Below are 19,436 nucleotides of genomic sequence, written 5' to 3' on the forward strand. Positions count from 1 at the left end.
CCAACCGCATGTCCAGCGGCCATCTCAACCACCCAGTGCCCCGCGACATCCACCCGATGACCGATGTTCCACCGGTTCCGCTGCACGAGTGTGCTGGACAGCAACGTCCGCACGGAGGAGTCCGATGAGCTCGCGACCGGTCCACGACCAATGCAGGCATCAGGCCATCAGAGATCTCCATGATGTCCTCGGCAGCGGGATCACCATCATCTATGTCCAGGCCGCCACCGCCCTTGCCCTCTCCGGAACCTCCGACGGTTTCGACCGGGCCACCACGGCACTCGCCGCGATCAAGACCACCAGCAAGGAACTCGCGGCGGAAGTCCACGCCCTGGTCGCCTCGCTCAACACGACAGAACCCTCCTCCACGGCCGATACCGCGCCCGGACAGCAGGGCACGGGGCTGAACCAGGTCGCCGCCCTCATCAAGGAGATGGCGAACTGCGGCCTCACCATCCACCTCGAGATGTCAGTCGAGCGCCCCGTGCCACCGGCCGTCGACCAGACCGCCTACAGGATCGTGCAGGAGTCCGTAACCAACATCCTTCGTCACGCCGGGCCGACAACGGTCAGCATCCGCATCGTCCATAAGACGGACGCGGTGCTTGTGGAAATCACCAACGCCCCACCGAACCGGGATGACCACCATGCCCTGAGCCGTGGCGGGTATGGCATCACCGGAATGCGGCACCGGGCGGAGGCGCTCGGCGGATCCCTGCAAGCTGAGCCGCTCCAGGACGGCGGCTTCCGCGTGTACGCCCAATTGCCGACTGGGACGCCCAACTTGCCAGCGAAGACCTCGCCAGGCCCAGCGGCGGATACAGGGACCGATATGTACGTACCGCGCACCACCACGGCGTAGCCCCCCACAGCCGCCTTCGCCAGCACCATCGCGCTCTCGATCCGCTCAGCCCATCGGCATTGGCCGACCAGCCGACCTCGGGCAGGTGGGTGAGTCACGAACGGGAAGGTCGGCGGCAGCGCGCGTGCGGTCGTGCTTCTCAGACCGAGGCTTGATCAGTGCGACGACCTGCTCGAACTCGCGTCATTTACTTCGCTTCAGGGAGATGAGCTGTATGGAGACAATCGATCTGACCTACGGCACGGTGAGCTACCGCGCCGTCGGCCCCAAGGACGCCGCGTCGCCGCCGGTAGTTTTCGTCCACGGCTTCCTGGTCGACGGTTCGTTGTGGTCCGGCGTAGCGGACCACCTGGCCGCGCGGGGCATCCGGTCCTACGCGCCCAACTGGCCACTCGGTGCTCACCGCGTGCCGCTGCCCGATGCCGACCAGACGCCACGAGGAGTCGCCCGGCAGGTCCTGACGTTCCTCGAGGCCCTTGATCTCACCGACGTCACTCTGGTCGGAAACGACACCGGCGGTGCCCTGTGCCAGTACATCGTCGACATCGACCCCGCCCGCATCGGCCGAATGGTGCTCACGAACTGCGACGCCTTCGACACCTTCCCCCCGTTCCCCTTCAACGTGATCTTCCGCCTCCTCAACGGCCGCCGTCGCATGTGGCTCAATCTGCAGCCGATGAGATTTCGGTCGTTCCGGCACTCACCGCTCGGGCTCGGTCTCCTTGCGCGCAGATTCGATCCTGCGCAAACCCGCGAGTGGATCGAGCCGGCGCTCACCGACGCAGCCGTGCGGTCGGATGCCGTCCGGTTCCTTCAGGCACTCGATCCGAGCGAGTTGAACGACATCTCCTCTCGGCTGGCCCGCTTTGGCGGCCCTGTCCGACTGGTTTGGGGCACCAGCGACCGATCGTTCACGCCGAGCCTGGGCAAGCGCCTGGCTCGGGCGTTCGGCGACGCCGATTTCATCGAGGTCCCCGGGGCCCGCACCTTCGTTCCACTCGACGCGCCGCAAGCACTCGCCGACCAGATCGCCGCCATCGGCGACGCCACCTCACCCCCGCCTTGACCACCGCATGAAGGCCTGCCACATGGGCGACGCCCGATTTGCGATTGGCATCGGCCTGGAGGACGCCTGCTGGTCCTCGGCAACTAGCAGGAACGGTACAGGCGGGATACCTGGACACCACCGCGTCGGGCGCGCGCCAGGACATCCCGATCCAGACACCCCGCAACAGCTCCACCGAGCCGAAGGAGGCCGACATGGCCGGCAACATCCCAACCCGCAAGCCCGCCAACCAAGACCCAGACCGGCGCGACCGCAACGCGGGCATCGTGCTGGGCGCGGCCGTGATCGCCATGGGACTGTCGGCGGGGCTGCTGTGCGCCTTCACCATCGCCGTCATGCCGGGCCTGACCGCGGCCGACGACCGCACCCTTGTCGATGCGATGCAACAGACGATCGACAAGATCGAGAATCCGGCCTTCTTCGTCATCTTCTTCGGGGCTCCGGTTCTCGCCGCGGTCGCCTTCTTCCAAGCGCGTCGCGCCGGCTCGACCAAGACCGCAGTCTGGATCCTCGCCGGCCTCGCCCTCTACACGCTGACGCTCGTCGTCACCTTCACAGTCCACGTCCCGCTCAACTATGAGCTGAAGGAGGCGGGTGACCCCGCCCGCATCGAGAATCTAGCCGCTGTGCGCGACGACTTCGTGAGCCCCTGGATCGCCTGGGACATCGTCCGGACACTGGCAGCCACGGCGGCCTTCGGTTCCCTTACCTGGGCGCTCGTCCTGCGCGGTTGCACGGGACGAGCCGAGCAGCCACAACGGGCCCGGCGGCATGTGCGCGGCTGACGGCCGGCTTCCCGCGCCGCTGGGCTCATCTTCGCGCGCCATCTCTGCGGCGAACACTCGCAGCAGTCGCGCAGGACGTACCGGCCCGGCGCGGGGCCGGGACCGGGACCGGGACCGGGACGGACGAGCTGGGCCTGCCGGAGCCCGCCCGGTCGAACAGGCCCCTTGCTCTGGACGAGGTCAGCTGGGTGCATGCGTCGAAGAAACCACCCGGCTGGCCCAAGAGCGTGAGTTTTGTCCGGGTCACCGCCGAACGCGGCGATGTTACGTGCAACCACCTCAGTACCGCCTGCTGATCCTCCAGTCCGTACGCGCCGGAGCCGTCCAAGGCTGGATGGTCGAGGATGTCGAAGATACCCAGCCGGTAGTCGGTGGTGACCACGACGACGTCACCTCCAACGGCCAGCCGGCGCGGGTAGACGGTGCCGGCCGTGCCGTAGCTGTTGCCTTCGCCGTGGAGCCGCACGATCACCGGGTTTCGGCCTGCCGGGTGTGGCTGGCTCGGCGCGGTCACGTTGAGGTAGAGGCAGTACTCGGTCGTGTCGATTTGACCACCTGCGCTGCTTCGGGCGCAGGCGGGAGCGGGCGTCGTTGCGTCCCGCATTCCACTCCAGCGCGGGGGTGGCTGCGGCGACCGCCATCCCCAGCTCGCCGACCGGTGGCGCGGCGAACGGGAGCCCATGGAAGATGCGGTGAGTCTCGGCGACGGTGCCGCGGACCGCTCCTGACTCGTTCCACACCAGCCCGGCTGCGATTCGTCATCGGCGGCGGTGGCCGAGCCGATCGAGCCGGTCATCAGTGCTGCGATGGCGCGATCAGCTGTGCCCTTCTTGCGGGGACATGGCCATCAGCCCCGGGACCGGCCTAACGGCGGCAGAAGCAGGCCCTAGTCGATGACTGCGCCGCCGGTGATGTTGACTTCGGTGGCGGTCATGGTGGAAGCCCAGCCGGAGGCGAGGAACGTCGCGACGTTGGCGACGTCGTCGAGGGTTGGCCGGCGGCCCAGGAGGCCGGCGGGGGCGTTCGGGTCGTGGGTGCCCTCATCTGCGGGGTCGGGTGAGCCGGGTGACAGGAGCCAGGCGACGCGTACGCCGTGGGGTCCCAGGTCGGCGGCCAGCTGGCGGCAGAGTCCGGCAAGGGCGGACCAGGCGACGTGGGAGCCGCCGAGGGAGGGGATCGCCTCGCGGCCTCCGGCCATGACCAGGATGGCGCCGGAGCCGCGAATGGTCATGTGCCGTGCCACCGCTGTGGCGATGTTGAAGTGGGCGGTGACCGACTTGGTGACGGGGCGGATGAAGTCGCTGTAGGTCAGATCGACAAGGGGTGTGCCTTGGACGTCATCGTTGGAGGTGGCGTTGAAGGCGATGTCTATGCCGTCGTTGGCGCCGGCCACACTGGCCGCGTGCGCGTCCACCGCCGTCCGGTCGAGCACGTCGAGTTGCGCGACCTCGGCCAGGCCGCCGGTGCTGCGGATGCCTTCGGCCACCTCGTTCAGGGCGGGTACGGTACGGCCTGCGAGGAATACGCGGGCGCCTTCGCGGGCGAACGCGCGGGCGACGGCAGAGCCGATCGCGCCGGCCCCGCCATAGACGATCGCCGTTTTGCTCTCCAGCATCATGGTGTTTCTCCTAGAAGCTTTTCAGCGCCTGCATCGTGACTCCGATCTGCCCTACACACTCGGTGTAGCCGGCCAGATGGTCTTCGAATCCCGCTCTCCAGCCGGGCGGAGGACCCCGTCCAGGTAGTCGGTGACCACATCGACCAGCTCCCGGCAGGCCAGGTAGGACGGCGCCACTTCGATATGGTCGGCCGGTGGCGGGGCCGCTCAGCGGAAGGTGGACACGGTCAGCAGCGCTCCGATCACCAGTGCCGCGCCGGCCAGGACCCATCCGGATCGCTGTACGCCCGTGTTCGCGGGCCAGCCACCCGAGCACGATGGAGTATGGCAGGAACAGGTGGCTCGAGCCTTTGTGTCGATCCCTTCGACCTCTTCAACGACCTGGACGGCTCGGCGGGGCCTCCGCCGCTCAGCCTCGGCACCACCAACATCGACCACCTGCTGCTAACCGGCGCATCGTCGACGCCCAAGGATGCCGGGCCGCAACGTTTGCTCCCGGCCGCCCCGGCCACTGATCAAGGCCGACGGTACGGCGGCCCCGCAGCCGTGGCTGGACGCCGCTACTCCGCGGCGCGGGCGTCATTTACCGGCTCACCGAAGACTCAGCTGGGCAGATGCTCCCGCCTCTCCCAGCGGCCGCGGTCGGCCGGACCGAGTCCGCGGTGAGCGCCCCTGACGGGACGGGCGTCGTCCGGCATTCGGCCGCGACGCTCGATCTGTCAGACGAGCAGGCGGCTGGCGGTCGTGGTCTCGATGCGCGTCGAACATTTCGGACAGGGACGGGACGGTCATGACGTACCCAGACCCGTCCAACGGCTCGGCGTAGTCGGGTGGCGTCCGATTTGTGCTCAAGCGAGGTCGACTTCGACAAGATCAAGACGGTCCGCGCAACCGCCATGCCATGGGAGGTGGCGGCGTCCCCGCCACAATGCGAAACCGCCGCCCACCCTCCGTCCCAACCCTTGCTTTCATCTATCGAAATTCGATAGATTTACATCGTAACTCGATGAAAGGGTGAGCCATGGGAAAGCTGGCAGTGCGCGCGCTGCGCGCCGTGCTCGCGGTGGTGCTCACCGGCACCGTGCTCGTCCAGGCATTGATGGTGTGGGCGTTGGTCAGCGGGAGCGACCCCGAGGACGGGTCGCTCCCGCTGACCCCGCTGCGCGTGATCACGATCCTTGGCCTCGGGACGGTCCAGGTCACCCTGGTCTGCATATGGCGGCTGGTGACGATGGTGCGACGCGGAACCGTGTTCTCCCACGCCGCCTTCCGGTACGTGGACATCATCATCGGCGCGATAGTGGCGGCTGCCCTCGTGTGGTTCGCGGTCACGGTCCTCAATGCGCCGAGCCAGCGGGACGACCCGGGCGTCACCGTCATCATGGGCGGGGTTGGCGTGGCCATCCTGGGGGGCGCGCTCCTCGTGCTCGTGCTGCGGATGCTGCTCGCCCAGGCCGTCGCGCGCGACGTCGAAGCGGCACAGATGCAGGCCGAGCTGGACGAGGTGATCTGATGCCAATAGCCGTCGACATCGACGTGATGCTGGCCAAACGGAAGATGTCGGTAGGCGAGCTCGCGGACCGCATAGGGATCACGCCCGCCAACCTGGCGGTACTCAAGAACGGCCGCGCCAAGGCCGTGCGCTTCACGACCCTCGCCGCGCTCTGCGAGGTGCTCCAGTGCCAGCCGGGCGACCTGCTGCGCTGGGAAGCCGAGGACACCGCGGGCGGATGACGTGCCCCAGGGAGGGCGTGAAAACGCCTGGCACCACCGGCCCGTGACACGGCTGGACCATAGCTGCACTCACACCTAAATGGTGCTGCCCTCTCATCCCGCAGGTGGTCCATTCGAGCGGAATTCCGTCCGAGCAGAGGGCTGCCGGGAGTCCTCGTGTCCCCCCATCTTGAGGCGTGGCTCCCGGGAGCCACGGTAGGAGCCACCCGGGCGGATGACCTCGAACCAAGACGAACAATCTCGTCCGGTCGACAGCTCCTCGGCCGAGAGAGCGGACGGGTCCGAACGGGGTTGTAGATCGTTTGGGAATCTACGGATCAGAAGGTCGGCGGTAAGATTCCCTCATGGACGCTGCGGAGGCGAGCGCGCAGGTGTGGCGGGACATGGTCCGCCGACGTTGGACGGTCGAGCAGGATCGGGAAGCCTTGGCGCGTCTCATCGAGTACGATGCCGACCCGTTCGAGGTCGAGCTGTACGAGCTGGCCTCCGACCCGCAACATCTTCTCATCGACCGGGCTCAGCGCCGCAAGGCAGGGCAGCACGAGCGGCACGTTCGACGGCTCAAGAGCCGAGGTCAGCGCCTCAGAGGTTGACCAACCCTGAGGACAACAGTCCCTTCCGCTCGCACACGGCCGCACACACTGACCACCTCGTAGCCACGGGGAACGTTGCGGACGTCGGGGGTTGATATTCCTGAAAAGCGGAAGGTCAGCGGTTCGCCCCCGCGCCTGTGGACCTCTACGGCAGAAGGTTAGGGGTTCGGTGCCCTCGCCGGCTCCTCTAATCAAGCTGTGACCTAGGCGTTCTCCCTTTCGGGGCCGTGCTGTTTTGCGGGTTGCGTGTGCCCGAGGTGTGCCCGAGGGTCCCGCTGTGAGTTCTGTGCCTGTAGGTGATCGGCGGTGCTGGTTGATGATGTCGGCGGCCGCGGTGATGCTTCGGCGGCTAGCTCTGGGAGGACGCTGGTGTAGGTGTCGGAGGTGATGGCTCGGTCGGAGTGTCCGAGGATCTCTTGGTCGATTTTGATGTCGATGCCGGCGGTGAGCATGACGGAGGCGGTGCCGTGGCGCAGGTCATGGAGCCGGATGGGGGAAGGCCACCCTGGTCTGTGAGGTCTTTGAAGTATTCGGAGACCGATTGGGAGTGCAGCGGCTGACCGTTGGGAATGGTGAGGACCAGTCCGTATGCCCAGCCACCCGCAGGTGGAGCTGGCCGTCATCGCCGAGAAAGGCTGTTCGCTCGGGCAGCTGTGCGACTGCCCGCGGCATCGCGCACCGGGCCGCGGCATGGGCCGCCAACGCCGCAGGGTCGGTTGTGCCTTCTTGCTGGGCCAGCCGCTTTAGCAGCCGCGCCCGGCGAGGCGCGGGGGAAGTCTGCAGGCCCCTGCCATTCCGTCGTACCCGGATGTTCTATCGAATAGATACGTTCGTGCGGGTTGCTGGTGGCTGGGAGCATCACGGACCGCATGGCCTACTAGCAGGGTGCTACCGAGCGTGAGGGAGTGAAGGTGTGCCCGATGACGAGGGCCGAGCGGTATGCGGCGATTCGTCGGGCGGCTCGGGTCGTGATGGGCAAGTGCGCCACTACCAAGTGGATCTTCGACCGGCTGCTGGATGAGCGTGACGCGGCGGGGTGTCGTATTACATGGTCCGCACCGATGTCGTGACTGATCCGTTGACTGCACCAACTTGTTGACTACATGGTCCCTGCGCGTCGGCGCTCAAGAGAGTCGCAACCGTTCGGCTTCCTTCCGGTGGAACACTGCGACCCATGACGAATCGCAGTTATATGACCGAATTCGCGGGCTTGGAGGTCATCGACTTTCCGTCCGCGTCGCGGCCCGTTGGGGAGCGGCCCGCCGGCGACCGGCTCGCCGCGGCGAAGGCTGATCCGGGCGCGTTCGCGTGGCGGTTGCGGCTGGAGGCCTGGGACGGCGAGGAACGGTTCGGCGACCATCTCGCGCGGTTCATCGGCGAGGTCGGCACCCCGGCCGTGACCGCACTGATCATCGGTGACTGCTGGAACGCCGGAACGGGCAACGACACCCCCGACGGTGTGCGTGACCTGCTGGTGGCGCGCGCCGCCTCGTTCCCGGCGCTCCGGGCGCTGTTCTTCGGCGAGGTCGTCGCGCGGGAGACCCGTCTGATCTCCTGGATCCCGCAGACCGACGTCTCGGCGCTGCTTGCGGCCTTCCCCCAGCTGGCCGAGTTCGCCGTCCGCGGGGCCGACACGATGACGCTGAAGACCGGCGGCGAGCGCACGACCTTCCGGCTTGCCTGGAACGTGCCGCGGCACGCGGGACTGCGCCGCCTGACGTTCCAGACGCACCGGCTGGACCCACAGGTGGTGCGCGGCGTCCTCGGTTCCGCCCTGCCGAACCTGGAACGCCTGGAGCTCTTCCTTGGCGACGGCGCCGCACCCGAGGACCTGGCGCCACTGCTGGCGGGCGCGTTCCCCGCGCTGAGCCACCTCGGTCTGCGCAACGAGCAGGACACCGACGCTCTGATCGCCGCGCTGTCCGGCGCCCCCGTCACCGCCGGGCTGGCCTCCCTCGACCTGTCGCTGGGCACCCTGACCGACAAGGGCGCGCAGATGATCCTGGACAGCCCCGTCTTCCACGGCCTGGGCCGGCTCGACCTGCACCACCACTACATGTCGGAGGAGATGACCGGGCGGCTTCACGCCAGGCTCACCGCCTCCGGCGTCCACCTGGATGTCGGCGACCGCCGGGAGGTCGAGACCTGGGACGACGACGAGGAGTGGGAGCCCGAGGAGCTCCACCCGGCCGTCACCGAGTGAGCGTCCGGCGGCGTGATGAGGCCGCCGAACTCTCCCATCGGAGGCGACGGCCCGTGGAACGACCCTCTTCATTGACGCCTGCGCCTGCCTGCGACGTGCTACAGATGATCAGCGTGGGCGGGCCTCGCTGTGCTGCGCTGCGGGCCTGGGGCGTTCGTCGCCGTCTTTGCGGTCGCGGAGATTGCCGATGCGGGAGGCTGCCAGCGATCCTGCGGCCACAAGCAGTCCGGCCACGGCGACCGCGCGCAGTGCCGTGTGAGGGAAGACGGTCAGTGCCTTGACGATCTCGGTGTCGGCGGCGTCCAGGACAGGGGCGTGGAGCAGGCTCGAACGGTCGGCCTGCAGGGCGGCCTCTAGGGCGAGCATCGCGGTGGTCAGGCCGAGCGCGGATGCAGTGAGGGCGGGAAGAGCAAGCACGCCGAGTGAGATCACACCCAGAAGCAGGACCGCGACCGGGTTGCGGAGCACCAACCGTGCCCAGCGTGTCCCACCGCGACCCGGAGCCTTTTCCGCGGCGGCCTCTGCGGTCCTCTTCCCGGCTTTGCGGCGGGCTGAGCGGGGTAGCACCTTGTCGGGCATGAACCCGAGGACCGCCGGGACGAGGGTGAGGGTGACCAGCACGGCCACCACCACCGCCGCGACGGCCGCCAGCCCCATCTTGGTCAGCATCGGGATGCCGACCACCGCCAGGCCGGCGAGCGCGATCACCACGGTCAAGCCCGCGAAGGCCACCGCGGAACCTGCCGTGCCCATCGCCAGGGAGACCGCTTCGACGGCGCTCAGGCCGCGGGTCCGTTCCTCGCGGTACCGCGAGACCACGAACAGGGCGTAGTCGATCCCCACCGCGAGCCCCAGCATCAACGCCATGGCGCCGGTGGTCGCCGACAGGCCGAACGTGGCGCTGACCGCAAGGATCCCCAACATGCTCACCGAGACGCCCAGCAGCGCGGTCACCAGCGGCAGCCCCGCCGCGACCAGCGAACCGAAGGTGATGAGCAGGATCACCGCGGCCAACCCGATCGCTATGAGCTCTGCGGTGCCCCCGCCTCCACCGGCCTCCATCGCTGACCCGCCGGCCTCGACCGTCAGCCCGGCTTTCCTGGCGGTATCGGACGCAGCGGCGATCTCCGCGCGGCTGCCGGCCGTGACGCCGCTGGCCGGCACCTTGTAGTTCACATTCGCGTACGCCGCCGATCCGTCGCGGCTGACCGCGTCGGAGGTGAACGGGTTGTCCACGCCCGCGACCTGCCCACCACCGGAAAGCTTCTTGACCGCCGATTCGATGGCCGTCTTGTACGGTCCCGCGGTCACCTTCTGGCCTTGGGGGGCCACGAACACCATCGTCGCGCCCCCGGCATCGGCCGCCATCCCGGGGAACCGCTCCTGCAGCAGGTCGAAAGCCCGCTGTGACTCGACGCCTGGCACCTTGAAGTCGTCATCGGGCACCGAAGCCGCCGTCAGCCCGGCGAAGATCGTCCCGGCCAGAACCATCAGCCAGACCAGGACCACAGGACCGCGGCGCATGAACGCGAACCGGCCGAGCCGGGCCAACATCCTTGCCACTGGCGTCTCCTTTCACATCATCGGAAGACTCCACGATCCCCGCCCTGACCAGCAATGTAATCGTGCAGCTACAGTCACTCGACTACTGCATCCGCATCCATGCACCCAGTCGGAACTCATGCAATTGCAGTAGTCGGCACCGACCGAGGCGCACGCTCTCCAACGAGGCGCACGCTCTCTCCACTGAGGCGCACGCTCTCTCCAACCGGACTGAAACTGATCACCCGGTGCCACAGCGGGAGGACGGCCCGGCACGCGCACCGCTGCCGCTAGCCGGCGCGCAAGATCACCGCTGAGCTGTGGAAGGGGTGGCAGGCGATCGGCGTTGTGGAGCGGCGGCTACGGCACATCGAGCCCGGGACGTCCCGTTCGGAAGCGCGTGCGCTCTGTTGCGTCAGGTGCCTCCGGCGGGCCGGACCAAACCGATGTCGTAGGCGTAGATGACGGCCTGGACCCGGTCGCGGGCCCCGATCTTGGCGAGGACGTTGCCGACGTGGGTCTTGACGGTGGATTCGGCGAGGACGAGTCGTTGGGAGATCTCGGTGTTGTTGAGGCCGTCGGCGATGGCGTGGAGGACTTCGCGTTCCCGGGTGGTGAGGTCGCCGTAGCGGGGGTCGGTGGGAGTGGCGTTCGCGGGTTGCAGGGTGTGGGTGGCGATGAGGCGGCGGGTGAGGGCGGGGGCGGTGACGGCGTCTCCGGCGGCGACGGCACGGATGCCGTTGAGGAGTTCGTCGGGTTGGGCGTCTTTGAGGAGGAAACCGCTGGCACCGGCGCGCAGAGCGCCGTAGGCATAGTCGTCGAGGTCGAAGGTGGTCAGGACCAGGACGCGGGAGGGGCCGCCGTCGGCGACGATGCGGCGGGTGGCTTCGATGCCGTCCATGCCCGGCATCCGGATGTCCATGAGGACGACGTCGGGCCGCAGGTCGGCGGCCCGACGCACGGCCTCGATGCCGTTGGACGCCTCGCCGACGACAGTGGCGATGTCGGGGCGGCTCTCCAGCAGCATGCGGAAGCCCATGCGCTGCAGCGGCTGGTCGTCGACGAGCAGCACGGTCGTCATGGCCGGTCCTTCGATGCCGGAAGGGCAGGTGCCGGAAACTCGGCGGTGACGGTCCAGCCACCGCCGGGGCGCGGCCCCGCAGTGGCCACACCGCCGTAGAGAGCGGCCCGTTCCATGATGCCGGGCAGGCCGCGTCCGCCGTCCGCGGGGCTCGCGGGGCCGCCGGTTCCGGTGTCGTTGATCGCCAGGTGGATGCGGTCCGCGTCGGCGGCGAGGGTGGCGGCGGTGCCGGGTCCGCCGTGTTTAAGGGTGTTCGTCAGGGATTCCTGGATGATCCGGTGGAGGACTACTTGGAGACCGGTGGGCAGAGCGTCCAGTGGCCCGCTGGCACGGAACCGGACCGGGAGCCCTGCCGCCTGGAGGTGGGCGAACAGCGGGTCGAGGTCGGTGAGGCCGGGTTGCGGCGCGAGTTCGGCGGTGCCGTCCTGGAGTACCCCCAGGAGGCCGCGGAGTTCGGTGAGGGCTTGCCGGCCGATCCCGCTGATGTTGGTGAGGGCCTCGGTGCCGCGTTCGGGGACGGTCCGCGACAGGGCGGCGGCGCCGTCGGCGAGCCCGATGATGACGGCGAGGTTGTGGCCGATGACGTCGTGCATCTCGCGAGAGATCCGGGCGCGTTCCTCGGCGATCGCCAGCTGCGCCCGCTGGTCGCGCTCGATCTCCAGGCGGGCAGCCCGCTCCTCCATCGCCCGCAGGTAGGCATGCCGGGAGCGGGTGGCCAGGCCCAGCGCCACCGCGGCGGTGATCGCGACTCCCACGAAGACCACCCGGAGGGCGAAGCTGCCGGGCAGCGACGGGAAGACCGTGAGAAGCATCCCGACCAGGGCAAGGCCGGCCGCCCAAGGAAGGAAGGCCGGATGTCCGTAAAGGGTGGCGGCGTACAGGCCGACCAGCAGGACTGCGAACGTGTCCTGGCTCACCCCCAGCAGCAGTCCCACCGCGATCACCGCGATGATCGCGACGAAGGAGCGTTCGGGGGCCCGACGCCGCCATAGCAGCGGCGTCACCAGGGCGGCCCCGACCAGCCAGGGCAGGGCGGCGGGCCTTCCCGCGGCAGAGGTGGAGAACGTCTCGTCGGAGGGAGGGAAGACCATGATGGCGGTGGTCACGGCGGTGACGGCCCCGTCGAGCAGCCAGGGGCGGCGGGTGTCGAGGGTGCGGGACCGGGCCTGATCGTGTGCCGCTTGGATTACGGCGGTCGCGTCGAACCAGGTCCCTGCCGGGGCTGAAGACACTGCCCCGGCGGGGACTTGGTGTGGTGCGGATCAGCGGGGAGTGCCGTAGAGGACGCCGCGTCCGTTACTCCCCATGTACACCCGGCCGTAGGTGTTGGGGTCGCCTGTGATGGCGGAGCCGAGGAAGCCGAACTGGTGACGGTCGTCGGTGATCCTCAGCCAGGTGGTGCCCCCGTCGACGGAGCGGAACGCTCCCGAGACGCGGCCGATGGTGCCGGTGATGTAGATCGCCTGGTAGCGCGCACCGGAGGCGGGTTTGCCGAAGCCGATTCCGCGGGCCGCCGTCACGGTGCCGAGTTTGGAGAAGGTCGCTCCGCCGTTGGTGGAGTGCAGCAGGCCGGAGTTGCCTGCGGCGATCCAGAGGTCTCCTTGGGCGCCGCTCACAGCCTTGAGGCTGCCGTCGGGCAGGGAGGTGGCGCGGCGGGCGAAGGTCGCCCCGGCGTCGGTGCTGAAGTAGAGCGTGCCGCCAGCCAGGGCGTAGAAGATCCCCGGGTTCGCTCGGTCGGCGACCACCTGTGCGTTCGCGGGCAGGCCCTGGCTGGAGTTCCAGGTCGCGCCGCGGTCCCGCGAGTAGTACGGGTGATCACCTGAGGGGGTCCAGACGAAGGTCGCGGCGTCGGCGGACACGGCGATGCTTCCGGCCTTCGCGCCGGGCTGAGGCGTGCCTCTGAACGGGGTCCAGCGGCGGCCTCCGTCGGTGGAGTATCCGCCCTTCGCTTCGTTGCCGGTGCCGACCCGGGCCACCACTTTCGTGGCCTTCTGCGCGAAGTCGATGCCGGTGGTGTTGGCGAAGGTGGGGTTGGTGAAGTTCGTTCGGGGCTCTTTGCGCAGGTTGGTGTGGGTGAACCCGCCGACGTCGCCAAGGGCGCTGATGACCGGTGCGCCGCCGGGGATGGAGATCAGGCCGAGTACGGCGGTCTCCTCCAGGCCCTTGGCGCGCACGCTCCAGTGTGTGGTGGCGCCACGGTCGGCGTTGGTGACGTCGTCACTGCCCCAGATGCCGCTGCCCGTACCGTAGATCACACGGCCCGGAGCGAACGGGTCGATGGCCAGGGTGCCGATCCAGTGCCCGATCGACCTGCCCACGTACGGTGCGGCCGAGTTGTCGTACACCGCGCGCGGGCTGATCGCCTTCCATGACGTGCCCTGGTCGGTGCTGCGGTAGATCTCGTCGTGGGGCCACCACTTGTCGAGAGTGGCGACCATGACCGTTCGCGGATGCCGTGGGTCCACGGCCAGCCCGGCGTAGCCATAGCGGTATCCGGAGTTATCCGAAGCAGGGGTGATGTTCCGCCAGCTGCCGGTGCCGGTCGTCAGCCGCCACACCGCGCCGGCGGTGACTCCGTTGGGGCCGGGAGCGTTGCCGTAGGAGAGGTACAGCTGCCCGTTGGAGGCCAGCACACCGTGATGCGGCAGCAACCCGGTCGGCTGTCCGGGCACGGCGGACCAGCTCGCCCCGCCGTCCGTACTGCGGTAGAGGCTTGTCCCGCTGTCGGCCACACCCACGTAGATGGTCTTGGTGGGCCCCTGTCCACGGCCCTTGCCGAAGGTCACGAAACTGACCCCGACGCCGCTGCTGGTGCTGCCGGTGACGGGGAAGGAGGCCACCTTGCGCCAGGTCGATCCGTAGTCGGCCGAGCGCCACAGCCCGTTGTGCCGGGTGCCCAGGTACAGGACGCGGTTGTCGTTCGGGTCGATGGCGAGCCTTTCTCCCATCGACCGGCCGTCCTCATTACCCCCGAGTTTGAACGGCAGGGGAATGGTGGTGAAATGGGCGCCCTGGTCGGTGGAACGCAGGATGGCCCCGTTGCCTGCCCACTGACTGGTGTAGGTTCCGGCGGCGAGATAGAGCCTGTTGGGGTTGACCGGGTCGGTGGCCAGGCTCTCGATACCGAGCAGGTTGCTGTTGCTTTCACCGATCCAGTCGGTCAGCGGAATCCAGGACCCGGTCCTCGCGTTCCAACGGTAGGCGCCACCGATGTCGGTGCGCGCGTACGCCAGGTTCTTCCTCTTGGGGTTGAACACCAGACCGGTGACGAATCCGCCGCCGTTGATCGGTGCGTTCGCCCACTTGTACCTGGCAGCCTGAGCGTTCGCCTGGCGACGCGCCGGCTTCTCCTGTCCATGGAGCTGCGTTGGCTTCTGGCCATCGAGACGCGCTGGCGCCGCGACCTCGGAGCCGGTTCTCTGCGAGCCGCCCGCGGTGAGCAGGACGGCGACCGGTACGCCGCCGACGAGTACGGCGGCCGAGCCGATCAGAACATATTTACGCAGCGCGCGTCGCGACGAGGCGGGCGACAGGCGACCGGAACGCGCCGGCTCGCGTCTGCTGTGAGAGCTTCTCACCTGGGATTCTCCTGGTGATCGAGTCCGTGCGCGGGCTCACGGGCGTCCCGCGCGTCATCCACCTGTCCGTTCGCGGGCGCGAAAGGTTGCCGGACAATTCCGATGTGACGGTTCTGCTAGATTCCCCGGCGTGCGCGAACCGGAGGGTGCGGCCGAAGCCGAACGGTCAGGGGGCGAACGGGCCGCGTTCGACGCGTTCTTCGCAGGTCACTACCGTGAGCTGGCGCGCTTCGCGTACCTGCTCACCGGCGAGCACGACGCGGCCGACGACATCACGGCCGAGGCGTTGGCCGAGGCATGGAAGCACTGGAACCGGGTCAGTTCCGCCGATCGGCCGCTGGCGTACGTGCGTCGCATCGTGGCCAACCTGGCCGCGGACCGTACGGCGAGTCTGGTCCGTGAACGCCGCAGCTGGCGGCTGTGGGGCCTGGGCCGGAGCGACCGGACCGAGCAACCCGACACGGCAGGGGCGGTCGACCTTCGAGAGGCCCTGCTCCAGCTTCCCGCCCGCAAACGCGCCTGCGTCGTCCTGCGCTATTACTACGGGCTGAGCGAACGGGAGACCGCGTCGACACTCGGCATCGCGGTGGGCACCGTCAAGAGCCAGAGCTCCCGCGGCCTGGACGAACTCGCGGCGCGGTTGCGTGGATCGCGGTACGCCGCGACCGGCGAGAACCGCTCGTCCGCCACCAAAGGAGCGACCCCATGAATCGCCCTCGATCAGGAGAGTCCCGCAACGACAGTGAGCGGGACAGGGGGACGTGGCTGACGGCCGCGCTGCGAGAGCAGGCGGACAAGCACGAACCAGACCTTGGTCGCATCGACGCCCGGTTCGAGCGGCTCATCGCCGACCGCCACGAACCGGCCGCGCCGGCCCGGCACAGCCGCCGTCGGGCACGGCTCCGACTCATCGGCATTCCGCTCGGCGTCGCCGCGGCGGTGGCCGCGGTGAGCGTCGCCACAGTCGTGTCGTTCGGTATCGGCGGGGGCCACAACGGCCATCTGTCCAGTCAAACCGCCACACCGTCGATCGGCCGGAGCTCCTCTCCCCAGACCCACCGGCCGACTTCACAGTCCACATCGACCCCGGCACGTCCGGCACCCCCAGCGACCACCACCACGGGCGGCCATTCCAGGCCGACGCCCCCGGCCGGGCCGCTGACGGCGAGCGGCGCCGTCGATCCCCACAGCACCCAGTACTGGGCACAGGAAAACGTGACCGTCGTCACCACGCGCCCCACGCGAGGGCTGCACGTGAGCGTCACCGTTTCCGGCGGTTCCACGGTGCGGCCCACCGGATCGTGGACGACGATCGCCCCCGCCGACGTCACCACCACGGTGAACCGAACCAGCAGCGGTCTGACCTACGACATCGCTCTCAAACCCGGTCAGACTCTCCCCGCCGGGACGTACCGCTTCGGCGTCCAGTTCAACCGCCCCGCCACCGGTCACGACTTCACCAAGGACACCTACCGCGTCAGCGCGTTCACCGCCGGCAGCCGTAGCACCGAAGCCATGGCCACCGGGAGCTTCAGGGAAGTCTGATCGCGGGCGCCCGCTGCCGAGGAATTGACGGCTCTCCACTTGGGTCCGCGCTTCAGAGCCATCAGTGACGGATCCACTGAGTGCTTCAAATGCCTGCGTCGAACCCGACCGGTAGAAAGACCTTTAACGCTGAGCCAAACTCGTTCTGTGAACGACTTCACCGACGAGTTCCTCAATCTCAGGACCGGCGCCATCGTCTACTACCCGGCAGACCTCGACAATCCAGTCGCCGGGACCTGGAGCATCGACATACCCCTGGAGCCCTTCTCCGCAGACGGCGAGTACGAACCGGAGACCTTTCGTCCTGGGCAGGCAGGACCCAAGCTCGTTGAGACAGCGTTCAGACTCGACTTCATCGGCCTTCCGGCCACCAGTCTCGCCGAGCTCAGCGGCCGCGCGTTCACCTTTCCGGTGAATCCTGAGGAGGGCTACATCGACGGGTCGATCTACATGGTGGCCCACCCACAACCCCGTCGACGTCACTCGCATCGACTTCGGCGAAGTGACCGAGGACCTGATCCCCGCGACCCTGCATGCGGAACTCATCCTCGAGACCGCCGAAATGAACAACCGCACCGCGGTCTTGGAGACGACACTGCGCTTCAAGCACGGCCGGCTCGCGATGTCGTGAGCACGCCACTGCCACCAGTCAGGCACCTCTGCACCGACTTCCAATGCACCTTGTTCGAACATGTGCTGCACTGGTGGATGCCAGGCACATATACGCTGGCAGTCACTCCAGAACCGGCGCTGCCCCGACCACCGCCGGCTGAGGATTGTTGAGGTCCGCGCATTCCACCGTCCGCCCGACGTTGCCGTCGATCCCCCGCGCATGCACAGACCGCTCTGGTCATTGATGATTGCGCGACGCTGCCGTGCCGCGTGAACGCTTCGTCAAGCGTCACGGAATACCACCCCGCATCTACCGCAGCATCCGCAACCGCCAATTCGCCTCACACCACACAGCCAACCAACCGGATACACGCACAACACGGCCCCACTGCAACGGCAGAGCGAAAAGCCCAATCCGGCTTGATTCAGGACGATGAGCTTGACCCGGCGGTGTGCTGATCGACCGGGGGTGGCTGACCGTGTGACAGGCGGGCCCGCGCGGATGAGCGGAGCATCGAGCGGCGTCGGTCTCGCGGCGACTCTGCGTTAGAAACGCCTTTAGCGCCAGCGACCGCTTGACCTGGCTTCGCCATCACCGTTTCTCACCGAGATTTGGCCGGAGCGGCACCGCCGATCGTGAGATCCCGCAGGTCCGCTCGTCCAGCACAAATCGGCCTCCGTGCCGGGGCGCGGAGGCTGACCCGTTGAGCGGCGCATAGTTCAGAGAAGGTGGGCCGAGCAAGAGCCATGGACGCAATGAGATTGGAAGGACCGCCTTAGGGAAACGGCGCGCCTCATTGTGGCGCGCGTGGCTGGCCTGATCGCACTTCCGAGTAGTGATCTCGATGCTGGACAGGACGCCTCCACGATCGCGGCCTGGATGCCAGGTTCGAGCCTTATGGGCGGGCTGATGATGCTCGCCGGATCTGGCTCTGGCGTTCTTTGTGTGGTGGCGTCGCGGACGGTGGTCGAGGGGCTTGCCAGGGGCTGATCGCGAAACCTCACAGACCTCAGGCTGACCTATCTCGTCGTAGGCGGCCGTGCTGCGGGGGAATCTCAACTGGTTCCCGCCGGCGGTGTTCGCCTGCCCACCAGATCCGGGCGTCGCGGCCTGACCTGCCGGGCAAGGGTCCGGCCACACCTCCGACGATCTGTCGCGACGACAGTTGGACGGCAAACGGACGATCGCGCGACGACATTTGTTCAGGCCGTGTTGATCTTGGCCTCGCCGGTTGTTGGCCACACCCTGGGAACTTTGCGATCTTGAAATCAATCCTCTGAGGAGGGGAAACGCATGTCGCGCAGCATCCGCGTCGCCGGTGCGCTGGCCGCCGTCTCGGCCGCCAGCATGATCGTGGCCGCCCCGCAGGCGTCCGCGGGCGTCACCACGGCCAAGGTCTCGGCGGACAAGGGCACCGTCGGCGTCGCCGCCAAGGCCCGCTACCGGGCAGAGGTCATGTGCAAGGCCAAGGGCCGCTGGGGCAAGGGCTACGTCAAGACCTACGGCAAGCCCAGCAGCAAGACCAAGACCCGGATCCTGGAGTGGGGCTACGCTATCCAGCGGACGAAGGGCAATCACAAGAACAGCCGCGTGGAGGCGTGGAGCATCTTCCAGGAGGGCACCGGCAGGGAGCGATGGGCCGGCGGCCCCGGCTACAAGATCGGCGCCACCGAGGACAGCAAGTGGCACAAGGGCAAGCTGTACAACACCAACGCCTACATCGGCCGGGGCACGCAGGGGCAGATGTACATCGCCTTCGTCTTCGAGTTCGACAAGGGCACCGGCGGCTCGTGCACCAAGCGCCTGTACGCCAAGGACCTGAAGTGGATCGGCTGACCGGCGACTGACGGACGCGTCGCTGACGGCGAAGGCCACAAGAGGCAAGGGCCATGGCCACTAGAAGAGGCCGTGGCCCCTGCCTCTGTTGCAAGCGTGGGAGATGTCCGTCGCGCGCTGGAGCGCCTCCGCTCTGCGACAGCTTGACGGTCGCCACCGCGCAACTTTATGACGGCGCCATGGCACCAGCATCCTGGCGCCGTCCCGGTGAACGCCCGAGATGCAGCACGCGCAATTGTCGGCTAGAGCCGAATGATGGCGGGAGGCTCTGCTGCCCTGCAGAGAGGGGGCCGTGAGGAGGGCGGGGCGGCGTCCTGCGCGATGTCAGTGCGGGACTCGGCGCGTTCACTTCCTCAGCAGTCGGTCGCTGAACTGCGCCG

General features: G+C 68.1%; 19 protein-coding genes. 11 read left to right on the forward strand and 8 right to left on the reverse strand.

Annotated features, from left to right (window positions below):
* The first annotated feature begins 124 nt into the window (after positions 1 to 124).
* The 3 genes from F8566_RS19105 (at position 125) to F8566_RS19115 (ending at position 2,713) form a co-directional block, all read left to right on the forward strand.
* Positions 125 to 862 carry a sensor histidine kinase gene (locus F8566_RS19105; RefSeq protein ID WP_151561640.1) on the forward strand — a complete coding sequence of 246 codons (738 nt, stop codon included), beginning with the start codon at positions 125 to 127 and terminating at the stop codon, positions 860 to 862.
* Positions 863 to 1,076: 214 nt separating this feature from the next.
* Entirely contained in the window at positions 1,077 to 1,928 is an 852-nt protein-coding gene (locus F8566_RS19110) for an alpha/beta fold hydrolase (protein WP_151561641.1), read from the forward strand.
* A gap of 194 nt (positions 1,929 to 2,122) precedes the next feature.
* Positions 2,123 to 2,713 carry an anthrone oxygenase family protein gene (locus F8566_RS19115; RefSeq protein ID WP_225993320.1) on the forward strand — a complete coding sequence of 197 codons (591 nt, stop codon included), beginning with the start codon at positions 2,123 to 2,125 and terminating at the stop codon, positions 2,711 to 2,713.
* A gap of 25 nt (positions 2,714 to 2,738) precedes the next feature.
* On the opposite strand, the gene F8566_RS19120 is transcribed toward F8566_RS19115, so the two are convergent.
* The 3 genes from F8566_RS19120 to F8566_RS52270 form a co-directional block, all read right to left on the reverse strand.
* Entirely contained in the window at positions 2,739 to 3,509 is a 771-nt protein-coding gene (locus tag F8566_RS19120; RefSeq protein ID WP_151561642.1) for a carboxylesterase family protein, read from the reverse strand.
* A gap of 90 nt (positions 3,510 to 3,599) precedes the next feature.
* The gene (locus F8566_RS19125; RefSeq protein WP_151561643.1) at positions 3,600 to 4,331 is read right to left on the reverse strand and encodes an SDR family NAD(P)-dependent oxidoreductase; all 732 of its coding nucleotides are present in this window, start codon (positions 4,329 to 4,331) and stop codon (positions 3,600 to 3,602) included.
* A gap of 51 nt (positions 4,332 to 4,382) precedes the next feature.
* Positions 4,383 to 4,508 carry a hypothetical protein gene (locus tag F8566_RS52270; RefSeq protein ID WP_264159341.1) on the reverse strand — a complete coding sequence of 42 codons (126 nt, stop codon included), beginning with the start codon at positions 4,506 to 4,508 and terminating at the stop codon, positions 4,383 to 4,385.
* Between the two features lie 844 nt (positions 4,509 to 5,352).
* Between F8566_RS52270 and F8566_RS19130 the strand changes: the two genes are divergently transcribed.
* The 3 genes from F8566_RS19130 to F8566_RS19140 all read left to right on the forward strand — a co-directional run bounded on the left by F8566_RS19130 (position 5,353) and on the right by F8566_RS19140 (position 6,658).
* The gene (locus F8566_RS19130; RefSeq protein WP_151561645.1) at positions 5,353 to 5,844 is read left to right on the forward strand and encodes a DUF2975 domain-containing protein; all 492 of its coding nucleotides are present in this window, start codon (positions 5,353 to 5,355) and stop codon (positions 5,842 to 5,844) included.
* Positions 5,844 to 6,065: a helix-turn-helix domain-containing protein gene (locus F8566_RS19135; protein ID WP_151561646.1), complete on the forward strand. Its 222-nt coding sequence runs from the start codon at positions 5,844 to 5,846 to the stop codon at positions 6,063 to 6,065. The genes F8566_RS19130 and F8566_RS19135 overlap by 1 nt, the downstream gene beginning before the upstream one ends.
* A gap of 344 nt (positions 6,066 to 6,409) precedes the next feature.
* Positions 6,410 to 6,658, forward strand: a complete 249-nt coding sequence (locus F8566_RS19140; protein WP_151561647.1) for a hypothetical protein — start codon at positions 6,410 to 6,412, stop codon at positions 6,656 to 6,658.
* Positions 6,659 to 6,861: 203 nt separating this feature from the next.
* Here the strand turns inward: F8566_RS19140 and F8566_RS52990 are convergent, their stop codons facing one another.
* On the reverse strand, positions 6,862 to 7,350 hold the full coding sequence (locus F8566_RS52990) for a tyrosine-type recombinase/integrase (protein WP_404800316.1): 489 nt from the start codon (positions 7,348 to 7,350) through the stop codon (positions 6,862 to 6,864).
* A gap of 482 nt (positions 7,351 to 7,832) precedes the next feature.
* On the opposite strand from F8566_RS52990, the gene F8566_RS19150 reads away from it, so the two are divergent.
* The gene (locus tag F8566_RS19150; protein ID WP_151561649.1) at positions 7,833 to 8,861 is read left to right on the forward strand and encodes a hypothetical protein; all 1,029 of its coding nucleotides are present in this window, start codon (positions 7,833 to 7,835) and stop codon (positions 8,859 to 8,861) included.
* Between the two features lie 108 nt (positions 8,862 to 8,969).
* On the opposite strand, the gene F8566_RS19155 is transcribed toward F8566_RS19150, so the two are convergent.
* From F8566_RS19155 to F8566_RS19170, 4 genes are all read right to left on the reverse strand, one after another.
* Positions 8,970 to 10,415, reverse strand: coding sequence for an MMPL family transporter (locus F8566_RS19155; RefSeq protein ID WP_151561822.1), 1,446 nt, complete (start codon positions 10,413 to 10,415; stop codon positions 8,970 to 8,972).
* A 403-nt stretch (positions 10,416 to 10,818) separates the two neighbouring features.
* Positions 10,819 to 11,484, reverse strand: a complete 666-nt coding sequence (locus F8566_RS19160) for a response regulator (RefSeq protein WP_151561651.1) — start codon at positions 11,482 to 11,484, stop codon at positions 10,819 to 10,821.
* The gene (locus F8566_RS19165; RefSeq protein ID WP_151561653.1) at positions 11,481 to 12,716 is read right to left on the reverse strand and encodes a sensor histidine kinase; all 1,236 of its coding nucleotides are present in this window, start codon (positions 12,714 to 12,716) and stop codon (positions 11,481 to 11,483) included. The genes F8566_RS19160 and F8566_RS19165 overlap by 4 nt, the downstream gene beginning before the upstream one ends.
* Before the next feature lie 30 nt (positions 12,717 to 12,746).
* Complete coding sequence (locus tag F8566_RS19170; protein ID WP_151561654.1) at positions 12,747 to 15,062, reverse strand: WD40/YVTN/BNR-like repeat-containing protein; 2,316 nt, start codon at positions 15,060 to 15,062, stop codon at positions 12,747 to 12,749.
* 130 nt (positions 15,063 to 15,192) lie between these two features.
* Here F8566_RS19170 and F8566_RS19175 point away from each other — a divergent pair, with 130 nt between their 5' ends.
* From F8566_RS19175 to F8566_RS19185, 4 genes are all read left to right on the forward strand, one after another.
* Entirely contained in the window at positions 15,193 to 15,771 is a 579-nt protein-coding gene (locus F8566_RS19175) for a SigE family RNA polymerase sigma factor (protein ID WP_151561656.1), read from the forward strand.
* Positions 15,768 to 16,607, forward strand: coding sequence for a hypothetical protein (locus F8566_RS19180; protein ID WP_151561657.1), 840 nt, complete (start codon positions 15,768 to 15,770; stop codon positions 16,605 to 16,607). Before F8566_RS19175 ends, F8566_RS19180 begins: the two co-directional genes overlap by 4 nt.
* Before the next feature lie 502 nt (positions 16,608 to 17,109).
* Positions 17,110 to 17,238 carry a hypothetical protein gene (locus tag F8566_RS52275; RefSeq protein WP_264159342.1) on the forward strand — a complete coding sequence of 43 codons (129 nt, stop codon included), beginning with the start codon at positions 17,110 to 17,112 and terminating at the stop codon, positions 17,236 to 17,238.
* Positions 17,239 to 18,513: 1,275 nt separating this feature from the next.
* The gene (locus F8566_RS19185; protein ID WP_151561659.1) at positions 18,514 to 19,056 is read left to right on the forward strand and encodes a hypothetical protein; all 543 of its coding nucleotides are present in this window, start codon (positions 18,514 to 18,516) and stop codon (positions 19,054 to 19,056) included.
* The last annotated feature ends 380 nt before the right edge of the window (positions 19,057 to 19,436 follow it).

Origin of the sequence: Actinomadura rudentiformis, from assembly GCF_008923185.1 — a bacterium.
In the GTDB taxonomy this organism is placed as follows: domain Bacteria; phylum Actinomycetota; class Actinomycetes; order Streptosporangiales; family Streptosporangiaceae; genus Spirillospora; species Spirillospora rudentiformis.